The sequence below is a fragment of the Pseudomonas sp. LAMO17WK12:I5 genome, from assembly GCF_900215165.1.
Taxonomy (GTDB): Bacteria; Pseudomonadota; Gammaproteobacteria; order Pseudomonadales; family Pseudomonadaceae; genus Aquipseudomonas; species Aquipseudomonas putida_A.
On sequence record NZ_OBDS01000001.1, the window covers coordinates 356,614 to 379,238 of the forward strand.

General features: G+C 59.6%; 19 protein-coding genes and 1 pseudogene. 13 read left to right on the plus strand and 7 right to left on the minus strand.

Going from position 1 to position 22,625, the window contains the following annotated elements; all coding sequences use genetic code 11:
* Positions 1–49 precede the first annotated feature (49 nt).
* The 3 genes from CRO59_RS01580 to CRO59_RS01590 form a co-directional block, all read right to left on the minus strand.
* Positions 50–1,306, minus strand: a complete 1,257-nt coding sequence (locus CRO59_RS01580) for a hypothetical protein (RefSeq protein ID WP_097086099.1) — start codon at positions 1,304–1,306, stop codon at positions 50–52.
* A gap of 28 nt (positions 1,307–1,334) precedes the next feature.
* The gene (locus CRO59_RS01585; RefSeq protein WP_097086100.1) at positions 1,335–3,857 is read right to left on the minus strand and encodes a CS1-pili formation C-terminal domain-containing protein; all 2,523 of its coding nucleotides are present in this window, start codon (positions 3,855–3,857) and stop codon (positions 1,335–1,337) included.
* A gap of 105 nt (positions 3,858–3,962) precedes the next feature.
* A complete protein-coding gene (locus CRO59_RS01590) occupies positions 3,963–4,439 on the minus strand; it encodes a CS1 type fimbrial major subunit (protein ID WP_027612105.1) in 477 nt (158 codons plus the stop codon).
* 515 nt (positions 4,440–4,954) lie between these two features.
* On the opposite strand from CRO59_RS01590, the gene CRO59_RS01595 reads away from it, so the two are divergent.
* Positions 4,955–5,536: a PadR family transcriptional regulator gene (locus CRO59_RS01595; RefSeq protein ID WP_096795541.1), complete on the plus strand. Its 582-nt coding sequence runs from the start codon at positions 4,955–4,957 to the stop codon at positions 5,534–5,536.
* A complete protein-coding gene (locus CRO59_RS01600) occupies positions 5,533–6,318 on the plus strand; it encodes a siderophore-interacting protein (RefSeq protein WP_097086102.1) in 786 nt (261 codons plus the stop codon). The genes CRO59_RS01595 and CRO59_RS01600 overlap by 4 nt, the downstream gene beginning before the upstream one ends.
* Positions 6,319–6,424: 106 nt before the next feature.
* On the opposite strand, the gene CRO59_RS01605 is transcribed toward CRO59_RS01600, so the two are convergent.
* Positions 6,425–7,063: a Pr6Pr family membrane protein gene (locus CRO59_RS01605; RefSeq protein WP_097086104.1), complete on the minus strand. Its 639-nt coding sequence runs from the start codon at positions 7,061–7,063 to the stop codon at positions 6,425–6,427.
* Position 7,064: 1 nt separating this feature from the next.
* A complete protein-coding gene (locus CRO59_RS01610) occupies positions 7,065–7,295 on the minus strand; it encodes a VF530 family DNA-binding protein (RefSeq protein ID WP_027612109.1) in 231 nt (76 codons plus the stop codon).
* A gap of 300 nt (positions 7,296–7,595) precedes the next feature.
* On the opposite strand from CRO59_RS01610, the gene CRO59_RS01615 reads away from it, so the two are divergent.
* From CRO59_RS01615 to cmoB, 11 genes and pseudogenes are all read left to right on the plus strand, one after another.
* A complete protein-coding gene (locus CRO59_RS01615; RefSeq protein ID WP_097086106.1) occupies positions 7,596–8,957 on the plus strand; it encodes a carbohydrate porin in 1,362 nt (453 codons plus the stop codon).
* 225 nt (positions 8,958–9,182) lie between these two features.
* On the plus strand, positions 9,183–11,594 hold the full coding sequence (locus CRO59_RS01620; protein ID WP_097086108.1) for a glucose/quinate/shikimate family membrane-bound PQQ-dependent dehydrogenase: 2,412 nt from the start codon (positions 9,183–9,185) through the stop codon (positions 11,592–11,594).
* A gap of 506 nt (positions 11,595–12,100) precedes the next feature.
* On the plus strand, positions 12,101–12,466 hold the full coding sequence (locus tag CRO59_RS01625) for a DUF6124 family protein (RefSeq protein WP_097086110.1): 366 nt from the start codon (positions 12,101–12,103) through the stop codon (positions 12,464–12,466).
* 682 nt (positions 12,467–13,148) lie between these two features.
* On the plus strand, positions 13,149–15,566 hold the full coding sequence (lon, locus tag CRO59_RS01630) for an endopeptidase La (RefSeq protein ID WP_097086111.1): 2,418 nt from the start codon (positions 13,149–13,151) through the stop codon (positions 15,564–15,566).
* A 179-nt stretch (positions 15,567–15,745) separates the two neighbouring features.
* The gene (locus CRO59_RS01635) at positions 15,746–16,174 is read left to right on the plus strand and encodes a hypothetical protein (protein WP_097086113.1); all 429 of its coding nucleotides are present in this window, start codon (positions 15,746–15,748) and stop codon (positions 16,172–16,174) included.
* 46 nt (positions 16,175–16,220) lie between these two features.
* A pseudogene (locus CRO59_RS29160) lies at positions 16,221–16,298 on the plus strand (hypothetical protein); the annotation flags it as partial.
* A 180-nt stretch (positions 16,299–16,478) separates the two neighbouring features.
* A complete protein-coding gene (locus CRO59_RS01640) occupies positions 16,479–17,498 on the plus strand; it encodes a hypothetical protein (RefSeq protein ID WP_097086115.1) in 1,020 nt (339 codons plus the stop codon).
* A gap of 141 nt (positions 17,499–17,639) precedes the next feature.
* Entirely contained in the window at positions 17,640–18,032 is a 393-nt protein-coding gene (locus tag CRO59_RS01645; protein WP_096795534.1) for a protease inhibitor I42 family protein, read from the plus strand.
* Between the two features lie 2 nt (positions 18,033–18,034).
* On the plus strand, positions 18,035–18,670 hold the full coding sequence (locus CRO59_RS01650) for a lysoplasmalogenase (protein ID WP_177408920.1): 636 nt from the start codon (positions 18,035–18,037) through the stop codon (positions 18,668–18,670).
* Between the two features lie 245 nt (positions 18,671–18,915).
* Positions 18,916–19,623, plus strand: a complete 708-nt coding sequence (gene cmoA / locus CRO59_RS01655; RefSeq protein WP_256578343.1) for a carboxy-S-adenosyl-L-methionine synthase CmoA — start codon at positions 18,916–18,918, stop codon at positions 19,621–19,623.
* Positions 19,620–20,576 (plus strand): tRNA 5-methoxyuridine(34)/uridine 5-oxyacetic acid(34) synthase CmoB, encoded by a 957-nt coding sequence (gene cmoB, locus CRO59_RS01660; RefSeq protein ID WP_097086121.1) that lies wholly within the window; start codon positions 19,620–19,622, stop codon positions 20,574–20,576. Before cmoA ends, cmoB begins: the two co-directional genes overlap by 4 nt.
* Positions 20,577–20,709: 133 nt before the next feature.
* Here the strand turns inward: cmoB and tadA are convergent, their stop codons facing one another.
* Both tadA and CRO59_RS01670 read right to left on the minus strand, forming a co-directional pair.
* Entirely contained in the window at positions 20,710–21,207 is a 498-nt protein-coding gene (gene tadA / locus CRO59_RS01665; protein ID WP_097086123.1) for a tRNA adenosine(34) deaminase TadA, read from the minus strand.
* The gene (locus CRO59_RS01670) at positions 21,207–22,583 is read right to left on the minus strand and encodes a multicopper oxidase family protein (RefSeq protein WP_097086125.1); all 1,377 of its coding nucleotides are present in this window, start codon (positions 22,581–22,583) and stop codon (positions 21,207–21,209) included. Before CRO59_RS01670 ends, tadA begins: the two co-directional genes overlap by 1 nt.
* Positions 22,584–22,625 lie beyond the last annotated feature (42 nt).

Consider the following 22,625-nt stretch of genomic DNA (forward strand, 5'->3'; position numbering starts at 1 on the left):
CCTTGGTCGTTGAACACAATGCCGACTCGACTCATCACTGAATGGCCCATCAGATATCCGAATCCCAGATCACAATGACAGTGCCGGAATAGCTGTCGCTCACGCCGGGCTGCAGCATCTCTGCCATCGAATGCGGCGGCACTTCAAAATGCAGGGTTCCCGGGGCTCGATCCACATAAAAACCCGGTTTGAAATACAGGGCACTCCCAACTCCGGGCTTCAACGGCATGCGCCTCACCGGCTGGCCGGCAAGATCGGTAATGCCATTGGGCATGCTGACGCTGACGTGCAGCTCGACTCGACGGTAATTATTACTGTCCTGCAATCCGCACTCGGCACCTACTCCGGGACCGCAATTGATCAGCATCTTGAAACGCGATGACGCCGAGATGTTGAAAGTCTGGTCGCGAAACAGGCTGACCGGCCGCCGTCCGGCCTGCAGCCAGCTCTGCCAGCCACCGTTGGGAACCAGGCGGACTTTCTCGCCACCGGGAGGAATTTCGACCTTGAGGGTGTGCTGTACATTCAGATTGAAATTCAAGGTCAGAGACGAACTCGACGGCAACATCACATCGCCAAAATCGAAATCCGCATTCGGCCCGACGCTGTAGGTCAGCGAACCGCTGTAGTCCCCCGACGACATGCCCAGCGGGTCGGGGGTGACCAGTTCATAGGCAAAATCGAGGTGTTCCAGACGCAGCCACGGCACATCGAACTTCGCCTGTTTGGTGCAGGCAGCGGCCGCTGGCGTTTTCCAGAAAAACGAGTATGAATCGGGGGAGAACCAACCCACACCGCTGTACTGACAGGGCGCCGGAGCATAGACCCAACTCAAGCCCCACAACAGGTTGTGGGCGCTCCGATCGTCTTCGGCGCCCTCCACCAGTTTCATCACCTTGTCGGTCACATAGCGCGAACCGATACCGACGATCCGCACCTTGACGATTTTTGGCTCGCGGGTGGTCTCGTGATAGACCGTCAGCTCACGCCACTGCACGGGTACCTGAAACGTTGCCCCTTGCCGCGGCGAAGGATGATTCGCCGCAATCGGCGCACGAGCGTTGAACTGAATCGGCACCTGCAAGCTGAATATTTCGTGCTGCTCGCACTGCGCCGGATCGTAGGTGCAGTAACCACTGGAAGGCGTGGTGTTCTGGAACTTGTTGCGGTGCGGATAAGAAGAGTCCGGCTTGAACTCGGCGGTGATCGACACCTGTTCGGCGTGAGCCGCAGATACCGTGCCGGCAACCAGCACAACAGCGGCCAGCCCGCGACGCAGGTATGTAGCCAAGGGTGAGACGTTCATGTCTGCAAATCTCCTGAAGCAGGCCGCATCAACCCGCGGTGTGGGCCTTTTGGGTGACGTCGGCCAACGTGTCCGGCGAGCAGCGCAAATCGCCGATCATCAGCACGTTGTTTTCGCTACGGTGTTGGTCGGGGTCGAGCCGGAACTGGCACAGCAGTTGATCGGCGTAGCGCACTTCGAGGGTCGGTGAGCCGGCGTGCATTTCCATCGAGAAAAACCCGTCGACTTCGCTGACCCCGCGGCTGGCGTGATTGATTACGTGGTGGCCTTTGAGCGGCTGGCCCTGCGGGTCGAGCAGGCGTCCGAGTACGGTGACGGTTTTCATCACCCGCACCTTGCGGTACTCCACGCCGCCCTTGTTCAGGTGATAGCGGGCGCGAGATGGTTCGATGTTGGCGGCCGGAACGTGATTGCCTTCGAAATCGAAGCCCACCGAACTGTTGCGGTACGCCGTGAGCGGAATGAAATTACGCCCCGGCCGCAGCGCTGAACTGCCGCCGCTGAGGTCGTCGGCGCGCAGGGTGACGTCGGCGATATCCGACTCGACATCGACGATCATTCCGGCGCCACGGCCCTGATGCTGGCTGGTCATGACCAGTTGCTGACCGCCGACGATCACGCTGCTGTCGAGGTTCACGCCACCGGTGAAGTTGCCGTTATAGGACGAGCGCTGCACGAAGCCGTCGCCATTGACCCAGTCGGTACGGAAGTTGGCCAGGCTCGAAAGACCGACGCCGTAGGTGTCGGTCAGCGCCGTGACCGAAACGCTTTGCAGAATGTGATTCTGCAGATCCTTGCGATAGCCGATCGAGCCATTGTTGTCGCGCCCGCCATCGCGGGCGGTGCGGCTGCCGATGCTGCCGGAAACCTGCTGCCCCGGCCCGCCCAGCGCCATGTTGATGCTCAGGTCGATCCCGCGATTACGCGCCTCGCCACTGCTGTAGCTGCCCGGCCGGTCGAACAGCGACAGCCGCCAGTTGGCATCGCTGCCAAACAGCTCGGTGCGTTGCGTCCAGCCCAGGTCCATGCCCACGCCTTCGACGTTGCCGGTGCTGTGCGAGACCCGCGCACTCAGCGAATCCTTGCGGCTGATGCGATGGTTGAGCGCCAGCGACGAGTTGCTGGTTTCGCCGGTGAACACATTGCGCTGACGCACGCGAGTGCCGTCGGGTAGCGTGTCGTAAGTGTTGCGGGTATCGAGCCAGCTGCGGTTGTGGCTGACCACCAGGCTGCCGGCGCCATAGTTGTACAGGCCCTGCACATCGGCGCCGGTGCCATGGTCTTCGGTCTGATAGAGGTTGGCGAAGAGGCTGATGCTGTCGGCCAGGCTCCAGTCGATCGAAGTGCCGTACTGCAAGGTATCGCGTACCTGACGCGCCGACAGGCCAAGGATCACGCGTGGGTGCAGCAGGTAGTTGAGCGCGGCGCCGGCAGTGAGATCACCGCTTTGCTGTTCCTCCCAATTGCTCAGCAGTTTGCTTTCCTGCCCGGCGAACACGTTATAGCGCCAGCGCTGGTCGAGGTTTTGCCAGTTCACCGGTTTGTAGACCAGCTCCTGTGTGGTCGCGGTGGTCTGGCCATCCTCGATCAGGCGCACTTCGACTTCGTAGATGCCACCGGGCAAGGGCCGGGTATCCAGCGTCTGTAAACCGGCCGGCACGGCTTGCGTGTTGATCAACAGGCCATCGCGATAGATCTCCACCGACGCCTGGCGATTGGCCGTGACGAAAATCGGGTAGACGCTGGGCCGCGGGCTGTCGACCGCCAGGCTGTCGGAGCTGCCATACATCACGCCCACCGCCGTGTCCGGGCTGGTGCCGAACGACCGGGGTTGGCGGGTCAGGCCTTCGGAATTGGGGGTGAAATAGCCCAGGCGGAAAAAACTGCCCTGCAGTTCGCGCTGGGTGTAGAGCTCGTGTACCGCATGATAGGTCTTGGTGTCCGGCCCGCCGAGGCGCGCCAGTTGCATATTGAAGGCCTGGCTCCAGTTGCCGAGACTGGCACTGGCTTCCAGACCGAAACGTCCGCCCAGATCCTGGTTCTGGCCGCCATTGAGGTTCAGCTGATTACGCAGCATCAGACCGCTGCTGCCCCCCTCGGGCTGCTCATGGAAGCGTTGCGTCTGCAGATCGCGCTCGGCGTTTTCGGTGGCGATCGAGAGCAGTGAATTTTCCAGGTTGTAATGCACCGCCAGCAGTTGCTCGGGGCATTGCCCGCTGCAGTTGCCAAGCGCTACGCCGGATTTGAGGAGACTGGCCCAGGTTTCACGCTCGGCGGCACTGATACGACTGTCACTGGTGTCGGTGAAGTCGAGCAAGGTAATGCGATCATCGCGCGACAATATAATCATTGCCTCGCCCAGCGGTTGTTGATCAAGTTCGACACGAACCGCCAAAGGCACATCAAAGAAATGCTCTTCAAAGTCTGCCGGAAGACCTTTCGCCTGAGCCAGCAAACTTCGCGGGGTATTATCGACTGGAGGCGGCGCCGCCAGTACGCTGCTGCTCAAAAGCAAGGCAAGCGCAGCCGCGATGGGCGTCATCGGATACATGGATTAATACTCTGATTACCGGAAGTAAAAGCCCGGCCGGGCAACTTAAAAGTTGCCGGCCGGTTACGTTACTGGACAAGTAACGTCAGGTATTGCCGTTATGACTCAAACCGAAGGTTCGACGACCAGCATGACCACACCGGTGTAGTCGCCAGCGGCCGGTTTGGCACCGGTAGCGCTGATCTTGAAGGGCGCGCGATAACGCGTATTGGACTCGGTATCGCCCACTACTTCCTGTGAGGTGGTGGTCAGCGTCTTGCCGTTGAGTTCGACTTTCAGGTCGATGGTGTTGCTACCGCCAATCAGCTTCGGCACACCTTCCAGACGTGCATGAACCTTGCCGGCCGTGTGCAGCACGTCGAAGTGCCCGTTGACTTCGCGCATAGAATTGGTGGCCGGGTTGTAGCTCATGTCCTGATCCTTGTTGACCAGATCGGCATCCACCGGCACCGCATAGAAGTCGTCAGCCGGTACGTGCGCCACGAGACTGATGGAGTGCTTGGCTTCAGTGGCGGCAAACGCCATCGAGGCGCTCATGGCCAAGACAGTCAGAGGGGCGGCAAAGGCGAGTTTCTTGAGCATCATTGAATACCTGTCTTATATAAATTAGTTGAGTCGTCGAGCAGTCAAGGTGAACTGAACAGTCACGAGCAGTCAGTACTCACCGTTAACTTTCAACGCCGAAGAATGTTCAACCAATTTATCTTCAAAGTAAGCAGGCAACGTCCTGCGACCTTGTAGCCTGGACGCTATTAGACGAGAAAGAAAAAACCGCGAAATTCAGGAAAGTTCCCGTCCAACTGTAAGATACAGACTACAGCGCGCCAGCCGAATGACTGCACGCGCCACAACTTCACAGCAACTTCCGTAAGACATGTACCACACTTTCCCGGAAACAAAGGGCGAAACGGAATATTAGAGAATCTGCACTAATCTGCGCCTTTGCCGGGGGATTTAATACTGCGTTTTCTTGATCATTTTCCGGTTTTTTCGACCGCAGATTCGATCGGTCAGGTGAGCGCCGTTGGTCAGGAACCCTTGTCAGCGCGTAAAGATATATCTTAAGTTGTATCTAAACACGACGAGAGAGCAGGAAAATGAGAGACCATCATTCCCCCCATCATCACCGCGAACACGGCGACGGCCGTGACGGCTTCGAAAAACGCCCCGGCCGCGAACGCGGTGGACGCGGCCCACGGGTCTTCGCCCCCGGTGATCTGAAATTGTTGCTGCTGGCGCTGATCGCCGAGCAGCCGTGCCACGGCTATGACCTGATCCGCCAGATCGAAGGCATGTTCGACGGCGCCTACAGCCCAAGCCCCGGCGTGATCTACCCGACCCTGACCTTCCTTGAAGAAAGCGACTTGATCAGCGGCGACGCCGAGGCCGGCAAAAAACGCTACAGCGTGACCGACGCCGGTCGTTTGTCCCTAAGCGAACAAGCGGTAGCGCTGGACGGCGTGCGCATGCGCATCGACGTCAGCAAACGCTCGTTGCGCGGCCATGACCGGCCGCCGGAAATCCACGAGGCGGTGCACAACCTGCGCCACGCCTTGCAACTGCACCACGGACGCTGGAGCGCGGAAGAAATCCAGCGGGTTGCCGCTCTGCTCAACGACACCGCCAAAGCCATCGTCGACGGCCCCGCCGTTCAAACTGCCCCGGAGAAAGCCGAATGACTGCAGTCGATACGCAAACCATTCACCGCGTGATGCACGAAATCAAACGCCGCAAACTCGAAGTGCTGCGCGTGGTCGACCTGACCCCGCGCATGCGCCGCATCACCCTCGGCGGCCCGGAGCTGGCCGGATTCACCAGCCTGGGCACCGACGATCACGTGAAATTGCTGTTCCCGCAGAATGCCGAACAAACCGCTGCGCTGGAGACCATGGTGCTCGGCGCCGGCAAGGACAACGGACCGCTGCCCGAGATGCGCGACTACACCCCGCGCCGCTATGACCTGGACAAACTCGAGCTGGACATCGACTTCGTCCTGCACGGCGACGGCCCTGCCTCGACCTGGGCTGAACAGGCCAGACCCGGGCAATTCCTGCACATCGGCGGGCCACGCGGTTCGATGATCGTGCCGGACATCTTCGACAGCTATCTGCTGATCGGCGACGAAACCGCCCTCCCCGCCATCGCCCGCCGCCTCGAAGGTCTGGCGAGCAATCGCAAGGCGCTGGTAGTGATCGAAGTGGAAAACGGTGCCGAGCAACAAGTGCTGGAAAGTGCGGCGCAGGTCAATGTGATCTGGGTCCTGCGTGAAGGTGGCAAGGACAACCTGCTGACCACCGTCAAACAGTTGCAGGTGCCCAAGGGCAATCTGTATGCATGGGTGGCGACCGAGACCAAGGTCTCGCGGCAGATCCGTCGGGTGCTGCTGGATGAGCATGGACTCAATGAGCAGTTCGTCAAAGCCGTCGGCTACTGGCGCGCCGAGGGTTCCGCAGAAGAGTGATTTACCCTTGTGGGAGCGGGCTTGCTCGCGAATGCGGTCGATCATTCAACCATGATGTTGACTGACCTGACGCCTTCGCGAGCAAGCCCGCTCCCACATTGACCTTTTAACTTCGTCCTGACTGCCAGCGGTCGATCCCGATCACCAGCAAGCCAATCAGCACAAACCCCACCAATATCCCCCCGGCATTGATGAACACCTGTGTATAACCGAGCATTGCCACATCAATGAACGGATACGCGTAGGCGCCAAGCAGATGCCCGCGCAGCAAGGCGTAAACGAAGTACACGAGCGGATAGATCAGCCACAGCGGCAGGTGCCAAAGGCGCAACGTGCCTTTGGGTACGCAAAACCACCAATAGCCGAGAAACAGCAGCGGCATCACGTCGTGCAGCAGTTCGTCAGCGACAAACTGCCAGCCCTGCGGGTGCCACAAATGCCGCAGCAAAATGCTGTAGGCCAGCCCCACCACAGCAATGCTAACTGCCACCCCGCTACTGACCCACGGTTGCAGAAACCAGCGTTGCGCAGCGGATTCACGCCGGGTGACCGCGCAGGTCAGCACCGTCGCCACCAGCGTGTTGGTCAACACCGTGAAGTAACTGAAGAAACTCACCAGCCCGCCCAACAGGCTGGCATCGACGCTCAGCCGCGCAAGGAAAATCAGATACAGCTGAATACTGAGCCCGGCCCAGCCGAGGCTGGCGATGACAGTGATCAGGCGTCGCCGCGCAACGGCGTCCATCTCAGACCGGTCGCTTGGTGCGCATCAGTTTCACGTACAAGCGCTCGACCTTCTCCCGCGCCCACGGGGTTTTGCGCAGGAAGGTCAGGCTCGACTTGATGCTCGGATCGCTCTTGAAGCAGCGGATATCGATGCGCTCGGCCAACCCCGACCACTCGTAATGCGCCACCAGCGCATTGAGGATCTGTTCGAGGGTTACGCCATGCAGCGGATCGGGAGTGTGGTCGTTCATGCCAGGCCTTTGGACGGAGGGAAAATGCACAAGCCGCGCACCTTAGCCGAGGGGCCGGTCAGGTGGAAGGCCTTGCATCAAATGTAGGCCAACCCGAGAAGATCGCAGCCTGCGACCATCGCCACAATGCGCCCGTTTGCCGCACTGTTACCGAATCAGAAATGCTGCATGTCTGCAAAAGCCCTTTGTCTTTTTGTTACAGATCATTATCCTGCCGCCCTTCAGCTGAATCGCTTCACTGCCTGCGTCAAATTGAAGCGCTCGGTTTACCCCCGTAAAACACCAAAAAAAGACTGACCCATGCCTGATTTTTCCTTCTCCAGAGACAGCGCTATCTCAGCCCTGCGCCTGCTCGGCGGCTGCACCGCGCTAGGCTTCGCCACCTACGCCCAGGCAGCCCCCGCCTTCGATAGCGACTCACCGTGGATGCTCGGTGACTGGAACGGCACGCGTACCGAACTCGCGGAAAAAGGTTACGACTTCAAACTCGATTACACCGGCGAAATGGGCAGCAACTTGCACGGCGGCTACGACCACGATCGCACCGCGCGTTACAGCGACCAGTTCGGTCTGGGCACGCACCTGGACCTGCAAAAAATCCTTGGCTGGGACGACGCCGAGTTTCAGCTGACCATCACCAAACGCAGCGGCAACAACATCAGCAACGACCGGATCAACGATCCGCGCGTGGGCGGCTTCACTTCGGCCCAGGAAGTCTGGGGCCGTGGCCAGACCACCCGCCTGACGCAGATGTGGTACCAGCAGAAATTCTTCGACCAGAAGCTCGACATCAAGGTCGGCCGCTTCGGTGAAGGCGAAGACTTCAACAGCTTCCCGTGCGACTTCCAGAACCTAGCGTTCTGCGGCTCGCAGGTCGGCAACTGGGTCGGCGGCATCTGGTACAACTGGCCGGTCAGCCAATGGGCGCTGCGGGTCAAATATCACCTGACCCCAGAGTTGTACGCACAGGTCGGCGCCTACGAGCAGAACCCGTCAAACCTCGATCGCGGCAACGGCTTCAAACTCAGCGGCAGCGGTACCCAAGGCGCCGTGTTGCCGGTGGAACTGGTGTGGACGCCGAAGCTCAACGGCCTGCCGGGCGAATACCGCGCCGGTTACTACTACAGCAGCGCCAAGGCCTCTGACGTCTATAAAGACCAGAACGGCCAGCCCGCCGCACTGAGCGGCGAAGCCTATCGCAGCGCGTCGAGCAAGCACGGCGTGTGGTTCGGCGCCCAGCAGCAAATCACCAGCCTCGCCAGCGATCACTCGCGCGGCTTGAGCGTGTTTGCCAACGCGACGATGCACGACAAGAAAACCAACGCGATCGACAACTACGTGCAGGCCGGCGTGGTCTACAAAGGCCCGTTCGATGCCCGCGCCAAGGACGACATCGGTTTCGCCCTGGCCCGCGTCCACGTCAACCCGGCCTTTCGCAAAAACGCCGAAGCGAGCAATCAGGCGCAGGCGGTTTACGACTACGACGACCCGTCCTTCCTGCCACCGCAGGACACCGAATACAGCGCCGAGCTCTATTACGGCGTGCACCTCGCCAACTGGCTGACCGTGCGCCCGAACCTGCAATACATCCGCCATCCGGGCGGTGTGGACCAGGTCGATGACGCACTGATCGCGGGGATCAAGATCCAGTCGTCGTTCTAAAGCACACCGAAATACTCAATGTGGGAGCGAGCCTGCTCGCGAAGGCGGCGTGTCAGTCGATGCATCAGCCTTCTGACACACCGCTTTCGCGAGCAAGCCCGCTCCCACAAGGAGATTTATGAAATTCGTTAGCTACACAAGTTTTATCTGAACCATACCTGTGCCCAATCGTCATCTAAAGTGACTACAGCGCGGGACTACATAAACGTCACGGAGAATCACACTATGAGCACCGAAAGTGCTTCGAGTCGGGGCCGTCTGCTACCGAGCCTGCTCGGCATTCTGCTTCTACTGATGGGCCTGGCCATGCTGGCCGGGGGAGTCAAGCTGAGCATGCTCGGCGGCTCGCTGTACTACCTGCTGGCCGGTATCGGCATTGCGCTGAGCGGCATTCTGTTGCTGCTGCGTCGTCGCGCAGCGCTGGGCCTGTACGCCATCGTGCTGTTCGCCAGCACGGTCTGGGCGTTGTGGGAAGTCGGTCTGGACTGGTGGCAACTGGTGCCGCGTCTGGCGCTGTGGTTCGTTCTCGGCATCGTGATGTTGCTGCCGTGGTTCCGTCGTCCGCTGCTGCTCAATGGCCCGGCGCCGATGGGCACAGGTGGCCTGACCGTGGCCGTGGTGCTGGCCGGTGTCACTGCCCTGGCCAGCCTGTTCACCCACCCGGGCGAAACCTTTGGCGAATTGGGCCGCGACACCGCGGACATGACCAGCACCGCACCGCAAATGCCTGATGGCGACTGGCAGGCCTATGGCCGCACCGAGTTCGGTGACCGCTACTCGCCACTCAAGCAGATCACTCCGGCCAACGTCGGCAAGCTGCAAGAAGCCTGGCGCATCCAGACCGGCGACCTGCCAACCGCCGATGACCCGGTCGAGTTGACCAACGAAAACACCCCGCTCAAAGCCAACGGCATGCTCTATGCCTGCACCGCGCACAGCAAAGTGCTGGCGCTGGATCCGGACACCGGCAAGGAACTGTGGCGCTTCGACCCGCAGATCAAGAGCCCGGTGGGCTTCAAGGGCTTTGCCCACATGACCTGCCGTGGCGTGTCGTACTACGACGAAGCCGCTTACGCGAAAGCTGATAACGCCGCCTCGGCCGTTATCTCCGAAGCCGGCAAAGCCGTTGCCCAGGCCTGCCCGCGTCGTCTGTACCTGCCAACCGCCGATGCACGCCTGATCGCACTGAACGCCGACACCGGCAAGATCTGCGAAGGCTTCGGCAAAAACGGCGTGGTCGACCTGACCCAAGGCATCGGCCCGTTCACCGCCGGTGGCTACTACTCCACCTCGCCAGCGGCGATTACCCGTGATCTGGTGATCATGGGCGGTCACGTCACCGACAACGAATCGACCAACGAGCCATCGGGCGTGATCCGCGCCTTCGACGTGCGCGACGGCCACCTCGTGTGGAACTGGGACAGCGACAAGCCGGACGCCACCGAGCCATTGGCCCCAGGCGAAACCTACAGCCGCAACTCGGCCAACATGTGGTCGCTGGCCAGCGTCGACGAAAAACTCGGCATGGTCTTCCTGCCACTGGGCAACCAGACTCCAGACCAGTGGGGCGCTGACCGCACTCCAGGCGCCGAGAAATTCAGCGCCGGCATCGTCGCCCTCGACCTGGCCACCGGTAAAGTGCGCTGGAACTACCAGTTCACCCACCACGACCTGTGGGACATGGACGTTGGCAGCCAGCCAACCCTGCTCGACATGAAAACCGCAGACGGCGTGAAACCGGCGCTGATCGCCCCGACCAAGCAGGGCAGCCTGTACGTCCTCGACCGTCGTGACGGCACGCCGATCATCCCGATCAAGGAAATCCCGGTTCCGCAAGGCGCCGTGAAAGGCGATCACACCGCACCGACCCAGGCCCGTTCGGACCTCAACCTGCTGGCCCCGGAACTGACTGAAAAAGCCATGTGGGGCGCCAGCCCGTTCGACCAGATGCTGTGCCGCATCCAGTTCAAGGAACTGCGCTACGAAGGCCAATACACGCCTCCGTCGGAACAGGGCAGCCTGATCTATCCGGGTAACGTCGGCGTGTTCAACTGGGGCGGCGTCTCGGTCGACCCGGTTCGCCAGATGCTGTTCACCAGCCCGAACTACATGGCCTTCGTCTCGAAAATGGTGCCACGCGAGAAAGTCGCCGCCGGCAGCAAGCGCGAGAGCGAAACCGCTGGCGTGCAACCGAACACCGGCGCGCCATACGCGGTGATCATGCACCCGTTCATGTCGCCACTGGGCGTACCGTGCCAGGCCCCGGCCTGGGGCTACGTCGCCGGTATCGACCTGACCACCGGTAAAGTCGTGTGGAAACGCAAAAACGGCACCAGCCGCGACAGCTCGCCAATCCCGATCGGCTTCACCTTGGGCGTACCAAGCATGGGCGGTTCGATGGTCACTGCAGGCGGCGTCGGCTTCCTCAGCGGCACCCTCGACCAATACCTGCGCGCCTACGACGTGAACACCGGTAAAGAACTGTGGAAATCGCGTCTGCCTGCCGGCGGCCAAGCGACCCCGATGACCTACACCGGCAAGGACGGCAAGCAATACGTGCTGCTCGTTGTTGGCGGTCACGGCTCGCTGGGCACCAAGATGGGTGACTATGTGATTGCGTACAAACTGCCGGAATAAGTTTCAGCGGCGGTAAAGGAAAGGCGATGTTCCGTGAGGGACATCGCCTTTTTTGTGCCCATCGATGTTGAATTCCCCCCAAACACTGTAGGAGTGAGCCTGCTCGCGATAGCGGTATTTCAGTCAATACTTTCGGTGACTGATTTACCGCTATCGCGAGCAGGCTCACTCCTACAAAGGAAGGTGTTCCTCCTACAGAAGCGCGTTGTGAGCGGGAGATTTCCGACAGGATGCGTCGGTTGTGCCTCGGAAGTTGGCTGGATAGGCTCTGGTGGTCGCTGGAAATTCAGCGGCCGGGCGTCGCGGCCTGATAACTGATGCATAATCGCCAACCTGACAGCACCTCGGATGCCTGTTGGTTGTGTCATGGCGGCTGTGCGCGGGATACCTTCTTTGGGGGTATGCCGATTCCTCAGTTATCGGTCCGCGAACCCGCGTACAGCTGCCACCTCAGATTGCGTCGCGGCAATTGAAGGTAGCTCCACTTCACCAACTGAGAATTCACCATGATCAAACCCACACCCAATCCCCCAGAAACCTCGCCCTACGAATCCCTCGATTCCAGAAAACTCCACGACGCCGCCGAACGCGCCCTCGACCACTACCTGAAACCCTCCGCCGCCGCGGTGAGATTCCACAAACCCAGCAACATGTTCCAGGTCGCCCCGGACATGGACAACGAAAGCCTGCTGGTCCACGCCTGCGAATCACTGGCCCAAGCCAGCCTCATGACCAGCGACATCGCTGCGTACATCGACATCCCGCAGCGCCGGACGATACTGGCCATTCAGCAAATCATCATGCTCGCCGAACTGGCGGTGAATCGGGTGCTGGATAATGTGGAAATCACCCAATCTGCGGCACACAGCTGAGCCATAGTGGGAGCGAGCTTGCTCGCGAAAGCGTCAGCACATCCAACACTTGCGGTGACTGACACACCGCTTTCGCGAGCAAGCCCGCTCCCACAGTGGAATTGGTTGAGTCAGGTGGAGATTGGTCGGCTCGTAGGCCGCCATCGCTGGCAAGCCAGCTCCCACAGCTTTGATTTGTGCATGCCCCATGCGGCGCAGCCGCCCCACTCAAAACAATGAGCGCAAGCTCGAGTACCGCTCTTGATCTTGATCCACGGGCGACGTCGGAAGGCTTCGTTCCGGGATTGATCCGGGGGTGGGAGCGCAGCGACCGTTTGGCGCAGCCAAACACAGCGAGAGGAGGTGCAGCGAAGCAAACCGGAGGCGCTGCCCCACGGATCAGTCCCGCAGCGAAGGAACCCCGAGCCCCAGCGAGCGGGCCGAACGCAGGAGCAAGCCTTTTCGGTTACCTTTTCGGCGTCTGGAAAAGGTGACTCGCCGTAAGGGCGAAACCGCCAGCCGCCACACCCAAAAAAACGGATATACCCCCAAAACCCCAAGAACATGGTCGGCCCAAAGGCCGCCAAGCCCAAAGCGTGACGCCTGTCAAAACCCTGAACACCCAAGCAGAAACACCGCCCCCCATTGAAACCACCCAAAGCCTGCCCCATCTAAGACCCATACCCCATTGCGCAGGTGCCCCATGAGCGACCAGCAAGAATTCCCGGACAACCCAGACGACTACACCGAAGCAGAACACATCGAACACACCTCATCCGGCAAAGGCCTGGCCCTGCCCGGCCAGAACCTGCCGGACAAGGTCTACGTCATCCCGATCCACAACCGCCCGTTCTTCCCGGCCCAAGTGCTGCCGGTCATCGTCAACGAAGAACCCTGGGCCGAAACCCTCGATCTGGTGAGCAAATCCGACCACCACTCCCTGGCCCTGTTCTTCATGGACACGCCCCAGGAAGACCCGCGCCACTTCAACACCGGCGCCCTTCCCGAATACGGCACGCTGGTGAAGGTGCACCACGCCAGTCGCGAAAACGGCAAATTGCAGTTCGTCGCCCAAGGCCTGAGCCGCGTGCGCATCAAGACCTGGCTCAAACACCACCGCCCGCCGTACCTGGTGGAAGTCGAATACCCGCACCAGCCGACCGAGCCGACCGACGAGGTCAAGGCCTACGGCATGGCGCTGATCAACGCGATCAAGGAACTGCTGCCGCTCAACCCGCTGTACAGCGAAGAGCTGAAGAACTACCTCAACCGCTTCAGCCCCAACGATCCGTCGCCGCTGACCGACTTCGCCGCCGCCCTCACTTCGGCGACAGGTAATGAGCTGCAAGAAGTGCTCGACTGCGTGCCGATGCTCAAGCGCATGGAAAAAGTCCTGCCGATGCTGCGCAAGGAAGTCGAAGTCGCGCGCCTGCAGAAAGAGATCTCCGCCGAAGTGAACCGCAAGATCGGCGAGCACCAACGCGAGTTCTTCCTCAAAGAACAGCTCAAGGTGATCCAGCAGGAACTCGGCCTGACCAAGGACGACCGCAGCGCCGATCTCGAACAGTTCGAGCAACGCCTGGAAGGTAAAGTCCTGCCGGCACAGGTGCAGAAACGCCTCGAAGAGGAAATGAACAAACTGTCGATCCTCGAAACCGGCTCGCCAGAGTACGCGGTCACCCGCAACTACCTCGACTGGGCGACCTCGGTGCCGTGGGGCGTGTACGGCGAGGACAAACTCGACCTCAAACACGCGCGCAAGGTGCTCGACAAACACCACGCCGGCCTCGACGACATCAAGGACCGCATCCTCGAATTCCTCGCGGTCGGTGCCTACAAAGGCGAGATCAGCGGCTCAATCGTGCTGCTGGTCGGCCCGCCGGGCGTGGGTAAAACCAGCGTCGGCAAATCCATCGCCGAATCCCTCGGCCGACCGTTCTACCGCTTCAGCCTCGGCGGCATGCGTGACGAAGCCGAGATCAAGGGCCACCGCCGCACCTACATCGGCGCGCAGCCGGGCAAACTGGTGCAGGCGCTGAAAGACGTCGAAGTGATGAACCCGGTGATCATGCTCGACGAGATCGACAAGATGGGCCAGAGCTACCAGGGCGACCCGGCCTCGGCGCTGTTGGAAACCCTCGATCCGGAACAGAACGTCGAATTCCTCGACCACTACCTCGACCTGCGCATGGACCTGTCGAAAGTCCTGTTCGTGTGCACCGCCAACACCCTGGATTCGATTCCCGGGCCGTTGCTGGACCGGATGGAAGTGATTCGCCTGTCGGGCTACATCACCGAAGAAAAAGTCGCCATCGCCAAGCGCCACCTGTGGCCGAAACTGCTGGAAAAGGCTGGCGTGTCCAAGGGCAGCCTGAGCATCAGCGACAGCGCGCTCAAAGCCTTGATCGACGGTTACGCCCGTGAGGCCGGGGTGCGCCAGCTGGAAAAACAGATGGGCAAACTGGTGCGCAAGGCGGTGATGAAGCTGATCGACGACCCGAAAGCGGTGATCAAGCTTGGCCCGAAAGACCTCGAAGCCTCGCTGGGCCATCCGGTGTTCCGCAATGAACAAGTGCTGTCGGGCACCGGTGTGATCACCGGTCTGGCCTGGACCAGCATGGGCGGCGCGACCCTGCCGATCGAAGCCACGCGGATTCACACGCTTAACCGGGGGTTCAAACTCACCGGACAACTGGGCGATGTAATGAAAGAGTCGGCGGAGATCGCCTACAGCTACGTCAGCTCGCACCTGAAACAGTTTGGCGGCGATGCGAAATTCTTCGATGAAGCCTTCGTCCACCTGCACGTACCCGAAGGTGCCACACCGAAAGACGGCCCGAGCGCCGGCGTGACCATGGCCAGCGCCCTGCTCTCGCTCGCCCGCAATCAGCCGCCGAAAAAAGGCGTGGCGATGACCGGCGAACTGACGCTGACCGGGCATGTGCTGCCGATTGGCGGAGTGCGTGAGAAGGTGATCGCGGCGCGGCGGCAGAAGATCTTCGAACTGATCCTGCCGGAGCCGAACCGGGGCAACTTCGAGGAGTTGCCGGATTATCTGAAGGAAGGCATTACCGTGCACTTTGCCAAGCGCTTTGCGGATGTAGCGAAAGTTTTGTTCTGATTCAGACATTGGTCGTTATCAATCAAACAACGATAACGACCAATACTTCTTCGCATAGCCGTGCACTTCTTAATTGCCAAGCGATATAAAAAACTGACATTTCTGACAGTTCCGAAGTTTTCTATCTTGAATAAGCTCTACCTTGTTTCTCCCCCCAAGTTAGACACAGGAGCTTCAAGATGAATAACTCAAAAGATGCAAGGACATTTGCTCGCGGTATTTTGACAGCCTACATTCCAGAGGACGTCAACTTCTCGACCGATAAACTAATCATAAGTACTCATAAAGAAACCCTAGCCCTGGAAGGAATATACCACCGTCCTGACCAACCGAATTTTTCAAGAAACGTCAGGGTTTTCCTGACAAAAAAAGACCAGAAGTATCCGGACAATGGCTGGCATAACTTTCCTGCAGAAAATATCAGAGTCGGATATGACGGAAATTTTAACGCCGATTTTTTTAGGACCATTCCGGGAGAAGGCGTTATTTTTCTCAACCTTGACCCTGCCACCCATCGCTACTCCTGTGCGATGGATATAAGTTTCACAAAAGAGGGCAGTGACGAAAGTTTTCCTGTTATTTGCTCATTTACCATGATCCATCAATAGTCTGCTGCTGATCAAAGTCAGCATTTTTGCATCGGCCGACGCTACGTTGCCGGATTATCTGAAGGAAGGGATTACGGTGCACTTTGCCAAGCGCTTTGCGGATGTGGCGAAGGTGTTGTTCTAACCCTGAGGCAATAAAAGCGCTGCAGGCTCGCGCCTGCAACGCTTTTTTATTTCGGTTAGTTTGTTAAAAACATAAAAGACAGCACAAAACAGCCTAAACAACTGTCAAGTCTGACAGTACCTTTTCTCAACTGCGCTATTGATACTGCGTGCTCAATTGGCTTCCAAAAGCGAGCACACAATGGAAAATCTGAACGCTACCCCTGCAGGTACTCTGCAAAATCTCTCCGGAGAATTCAAGGCGACATTTACCAGCGACACTGTTTCGGGCGCAGCACGGTATCAATACCAATCTCAACAACTCCAAAACAATCTGGCTGCCGCACCTGAGTATCTGGATTTTTACAGCACCTCAAGTTCAAGTCCTGACAGCCAATCCATCACCAATGATCGTCGAAGTATCAGGATTATATTCAGATCCGATCTTGCGCCTGGCACCTATGAGTTTCCTCCGGAAGGCGCTATAAGAAACGTGATTTACAGTGAAGTGCAAAAAGTCGGCATCGGTTTCTACGATACGAGCCACATAGCAACAAACGCCAGACTTGAGCTAAAGATCACCGAAGATGGCCGTCGTTACTCGGGCAAACTCGACTTCGACGTACTGATCAATGGAGAAACCCTTACAGTAAACTCCCACTTCGATGTTGTATTGCACTTCACCGCCCTCCCCTCAGGACAAGTCAACGTATCCAACTCCTCTTCTACTGAGGCACGCACTTCGGATGCTGTCCCGCAGAATATAACGGGCAAATTCAATGCGACATTCCCAACCTCACTCAATCCCGGTGAAACCTCTTTCGCAAGAGCCCCCTACCAATCCTCAAGCCTGAGCTACGACACGCTATTTCTGATTCCTGACATTAATTTTCTTAGCCGTAGCGGAATTCAACCCTTGGACAGTGACAGGACAAGCGACGCACGCGGATTTGAAATTTATTTGAAAAAAGGAATCACCTCTGGAACGTACCGCTACCCGGATCCGCTCAGCCCAATTACAAAATTGCTATACAGCGAAGTACGCCGAATAGGCGAAAAATATATAAATTTAAACTTTGAAACCTTAGAAGCGACTATTGAACTTGAAGTTTTCGATGAGCGTCGTTATGTCGCAAAAAGTTTAACCATGAAGGCCCGCCCACCCGCAGGGGCGATCTTGAATATCAACGCCGACTTTGACATTTATCTGTCCACTGATTAAACCCGACACGGGTTCTGAACGGCTTGACCGCCGCGCTCGGTTAAGCCGTTATCCGTGACCAATCCACACGCTCCGCGACACACTTTGTCTCATTCTCAGTTATGCTCGCCGTTCGTCGTCAACGCCGGAGCCACTGAGCCTATGTCCGCCACTCGCCTGTTTGTCCCTCTCGCCCTCTCTTTGCTGGCCGCCTGCGCCACGCAGCCAAAACAGAACGTGACCGTGGAAAACCAGAGCGAATGCCCCGTGCGTCTCACCAACGGTCAAAATCTGATCGTGATGCTGCCGAGCAACCCGACCACGGGCTATCGCTGGGCAATTCAGGATTCCGCCGGCGGCGTGCTACATGCACTCAGCCCTGAGGTTTACAGCAGTCCGAAAGATTCCGGCATGGTCGGCGCGGGCGGTTTTTCCACTTGGCGCTTCCAGGCCTTTGCCACCGGCAACGGCCGCCTGCGCCTGACCTCGCAGCAGCCGTGGGAACCGGAAGTTGAACCGGCAGAAACCTTCGACTGCGCCATTTCGGTGAACTGATCGTGGGCTGGCTGATTCTGGCGCTGATGGGCGCGGTGACGTTTCTCTACGGTGTGAGCACGCATGCGGCATTGCTCTGCCTGCTGGTCAAACCGTTACCGGTGCTGGCGCTGCTCGGCTGGCTGCACGATGCGCCACCCAGCGACTATCGACGCTGGATCAGTCTGGGGCTGATTTTCTCTGTGCTCGGTGACGTGTTGCTGGCGTGGCCGGGGGATTTGTTTGTGTTTGGCCTGGGGGCGTTTCTGGTGGCGCATCTGGCGTATCTCAAGGCTTACCTCAGCGATTGCAAGCGTTTGGCGCTCTTGCCGCTGGTGCTCGCGCTCGGCGTCGGCGCGGTGCTGCTGGGGATTTTGATTTCCAGTGGCCTCGGGCCGTTGCTAGTGCCAGTGGTCGTCTATGGCACCGCGATCAGCGCCATGCTCTGGCGCGCCCTCGCCCGCCTCGGCACCGATGTGCCCAAGCGATCGGCGCTGCTGGCGGCGGCGGGTGCGCTGGCGTTCGTGTTCTCCGACAGTGTGATCGGCATTGATCGCTTCGTATCGCCATTCCACGCCGCGCCGTACGTGATCATCCTCAGTTACTGGCTGGGGCAGTGGGGGATTGCCGCTTCGGCGTTTTCCGTGAAACACCGCTAACTTTGTAGTGAGGGGATTTATCCCCGATGGGCTGCGCAGCGGCCCTGAAACCGGTCAATCAGGTATGTCAGACAGACCGCAGGCACAGATCTTGGGGCTGCTTCGCAGCCCATCGGGGATAAATCCCCTCGCCACGTCGGACAACCCAAGCATCCCGACGCCACTTTGGCTAAAATGCCGGCCTTTTCATCAACACCGCCGGAACCGCCGTGAGCAAAGAACCCGATCGCATTTTCGCCCAGCCGATGGCCCAGGTGCCTGACTTCGCCTTCAACGAGGACGTGGTGCGGGTGTTCCCGGACATGATCAAGCGCTCGGTGCCGGGTTACCCGACCATCGTCGAAAACCTCGGCGTACTCGCGGCGCAATTTGCCCAACCGAACAGCGTTCTGTACGACCTCGGTGCTTCGCTCGGCGCCGTGACTCAAGCCTTGCGCCGTCACGTGCGCACCGACGGTTGCCGGGTGATCGCGGTGGATAACTCGGCGGCGATGGTCGAACGCTGCCGCGAGTACCTCAACGGTCAGGATTCGATGTTCCAGGAGTTGTTACCGGTCGAAGTGATCGAAGGCGACATTCTCGCGCTCGAATTCAAACCGGCCTCGGTGGTGGCACTGAACTTCACCCTGCAATTCATCGCCCCGGAGCAGCGCACCGCGTTGCTCTCGCGTATTCGCCAGTCGCTGCTGCCCGGCGGCGCGCTGATTCTGTCGGAGAAGCTGCGCTTCAACGATGCGCAAGAGCACGCGCTGCTCACCGATCTGCACGTCGCGTTCAAACGCTCCAACGGCTACAGCGAACTGGAAATTGCCCAGAAGCGCAGCGCCATCGAAAACGTCATGAAGCCCGACAGCCTCGAAGAACACCGCGAACGCCTGCTGGCCGCCGGGTTCTCGAAAGTCGTGCCGTGGTTCCAGTGTCTTAACTTTGCCTCGTTGATTGCCTTGCCATGATTGATCTGTCCCCCCTCGCCCGCCGTCTGGCCGGTAGCCCGCTGGCCGACTGGGCCAACACCCTGCAAGGGCAACTCGACAAGAAAATGGAGAAAGGTCACGGCGATCTGGAGCGCTGGCAGAGTGCGCTGGACGCGTTGCCGAAACTTGAGCCGACTGAAGTCGATCTGCTCAACGGCCTGAAACTCGACACCGACTGCGACGACGAAACCCGCGCGCAGATGCGCACCGCGCTGATGGGCCTGTCGCCGTGGCGCAAGGGGCCGTTCGACCTGTTCGGCGTACACGTCGACACCGAATGGCGCTCGGACTGGAAGTGGTCGCGGGTCGCCCCGCATCTGGACCTGAAGGGCAAACGCATCCTCGACGTCGGTTGCGGCAACGGCTATTACATGTGGCGCATGCTCGGCGCCGGTGCCGACAGCGTGATCGGCGTCGATCCGAACTGGCTGTTCTTCTGCCAGTTCCAGGCCGTGCAGCGTTATCTGTCCGAGCCGAATGCCTGGCACCTGCCGTTCCCGTTCGAAGACTTGCCGCCGAACCTTGAAGGCTTCGACACAGTGTTTTCGATGGGTGTGTTCTACCATCGACGTTCGCCGATCGAGCATTTGCTGGCGCTGAAGGATTGCCTGGTCAAGGGCGGCGAACTGGTGCTGGAAACGCTGGTGGTTGAAGGCGACAAGCATCAAGTGCTGGTGCCGGAAGATCGCTACGCGCAGATGCGCAACGTGTGGTTCCTGCCATCGGTACCGGCGCTGGAGTTGTGGCTGCGGCGGGCAGGTTTCACCGATATTCGTTGTGTCGACGTCAGTATGACGACGGTCGATGAACAACGAGGCACCGAATGGATGAAGTATCAGTCGCTGAGTGACTTCCTTGATCCGGAAGATCACAGCAAGACTATCGAAGGGCTGCCGGCGCCGCTGCGCGCGGTGATTGTCGCGAAGAAATAACCCGATCCCCCCTACACGGGAGATCCCCCCTGTGGGAGCGGGCTTGCTCGCGAAAGCGGTGTATCAGGCAACATTTTAATCGCCTGACACACCGCTTTCGCGAGCAAGCCCGCTCCCACATTGGGTCTTGTGTTTATTCAGTGGGTTTTGCGCGACGGGCTCTGAAGAATTCGGTCAGCACTGCTCCACATTCTTCGGCCAGCACCCCACCTTCATACAACACCCGGTGATTCAAAAAGCCCTGGGTAAAGAACTGGCCCTGACTCTGCACAATCCCGGCCTTCGGCTCCAGCGCGCCATACACCACCCGCGCAATGCGTGAATGCACGATCAGCCCGGCGCACATGCTGCACGGTTCCAGCGTCACGTACAGCGTGCTGCCGGGCAGGCGATAGTTGTTGATGGCCTGGGCAGCAGCGCGGATCGCGACCATTTCCGCGTGGGCACTCGGGTCGCTGGTGGTGATCGGGCAGTTGTAGCCACGCCCGATGATCTCGCCGCTCTGCACCAGCACCGCGCCCACCGGCACTTCGCCGAGGGCTGCGCCTTGGGCAGCAAGCTCCAGCGCTTCGCGCATGAAATCGCGGTCACGGCTGCGGTCGATGATCGCGGCGGGGCGAATCTGGCGCATCACTTCACCTCGATGGCGGCCATCAGGCCGGTTTCCATGTGGTCGATCACGTGGCAATGGAACATCCATACCCCCGGGTTATCCGCCACCAGCGCCACTTGCGCACGCTCGTTCTTGCCCAGCAGATAGGTGTCGGTGAAGTACGGAGTGATCTTGTGCCGGTTCGACGCAATCACCTTGAAGCTCATGCCGTGCAGGTGAATCGGGTGCTGGTACTGGGTCATGTTCTTCAGTTCGAAGATATAGCTCTGGCCCAGCTTCAGGCTGGCAATCGGCCGATCGGCGCAGGTCTTGTCGGTGATGTCCCAGGCCTTGCCGTTGATCTGCCACAGGCTCGGTGGCTTTCCGTTGTCGACATTCACCGACACCGAACCGACCCATTCGAAATTGAAGTTGAGTTTCTCGGCATTCGCCAGATCCGGTTCGGCCACCGGGTTGGCGGGCAAGGCTTTCGGCCACTCGGTCGGCGCATCGTTATTGGCCACCGAGCGCAAAGTCCCCAGTCGCACCGGGCCATTGCGCAGCGACAATTCTTCACCGGCCGGCGGCGCCTTGATCGCCAGACAAATACGCATGCCGGGGCCGAGCCAGTATTCCTTGCCCAGCGGCCGCGGCTCGATCGGGTTGCCGTCCAGCGCATAGATCTGCGCTTCAACGCCGGGGATGTTGATGCGATACGTCAAAGTGTTGTCGAGGTTGAGCAAACGCACCCGGGTGATCTGCCCGGCCGGCAACTCAATCACCGGCGTTGGCACGCCGTTGATGGTCGACAAGCGCCCCGCCGTACCGCCACGCGCCGCTTCACGAGGGATGCTGAACTCGACGAAATTGCCTTGCTCGTCGATGTGCCAGCTCTTCAGGCTCAGGGTCTTTTCGTACTTGAAACCGGTCGGCTCGCGCTCTTCGACAATCAACGGCCCGACCAGCCCGCGCCCCAGCTCTTCGCTGCTGCTGACGTGCGGGTGATACCAGTAGCTGCCCGCGTCCGGCACGCGGAATTTGTAATCGAAGTATTCACCGGGCAGCACCGGCAATTGCGAGACGTACGGCACACCGTCCATCTCCAGCGGCAGACGGATGCCGTGCCAGTGAATGGTGGTCGCCACCGGCAGGTGGTTGATGAAACGCACCCGCAGCCACTCGCCCTGACGCACGCGCAATTCGGTGCCCGGCGCCGACGGGCCGAACGCCCAGGCCTCGGTCTTGTGCCCTGGCACCAATTCAACGTCCAGTGGCGCCGCGATCAGCTCGTAGTCGTGGCCCGCGTCAGCGTCGGCCATCTTGCCCAGCCAGTAACGCGACGCACCTCCCGCTCCGACACCAACGACAACAAGACCGGCCAGGCCACCGAGGATTTGGCGACGGGTAAAGGACATGAACTCAACTACCTCACGTATCTGCGTCGGGCACCGGGCCCG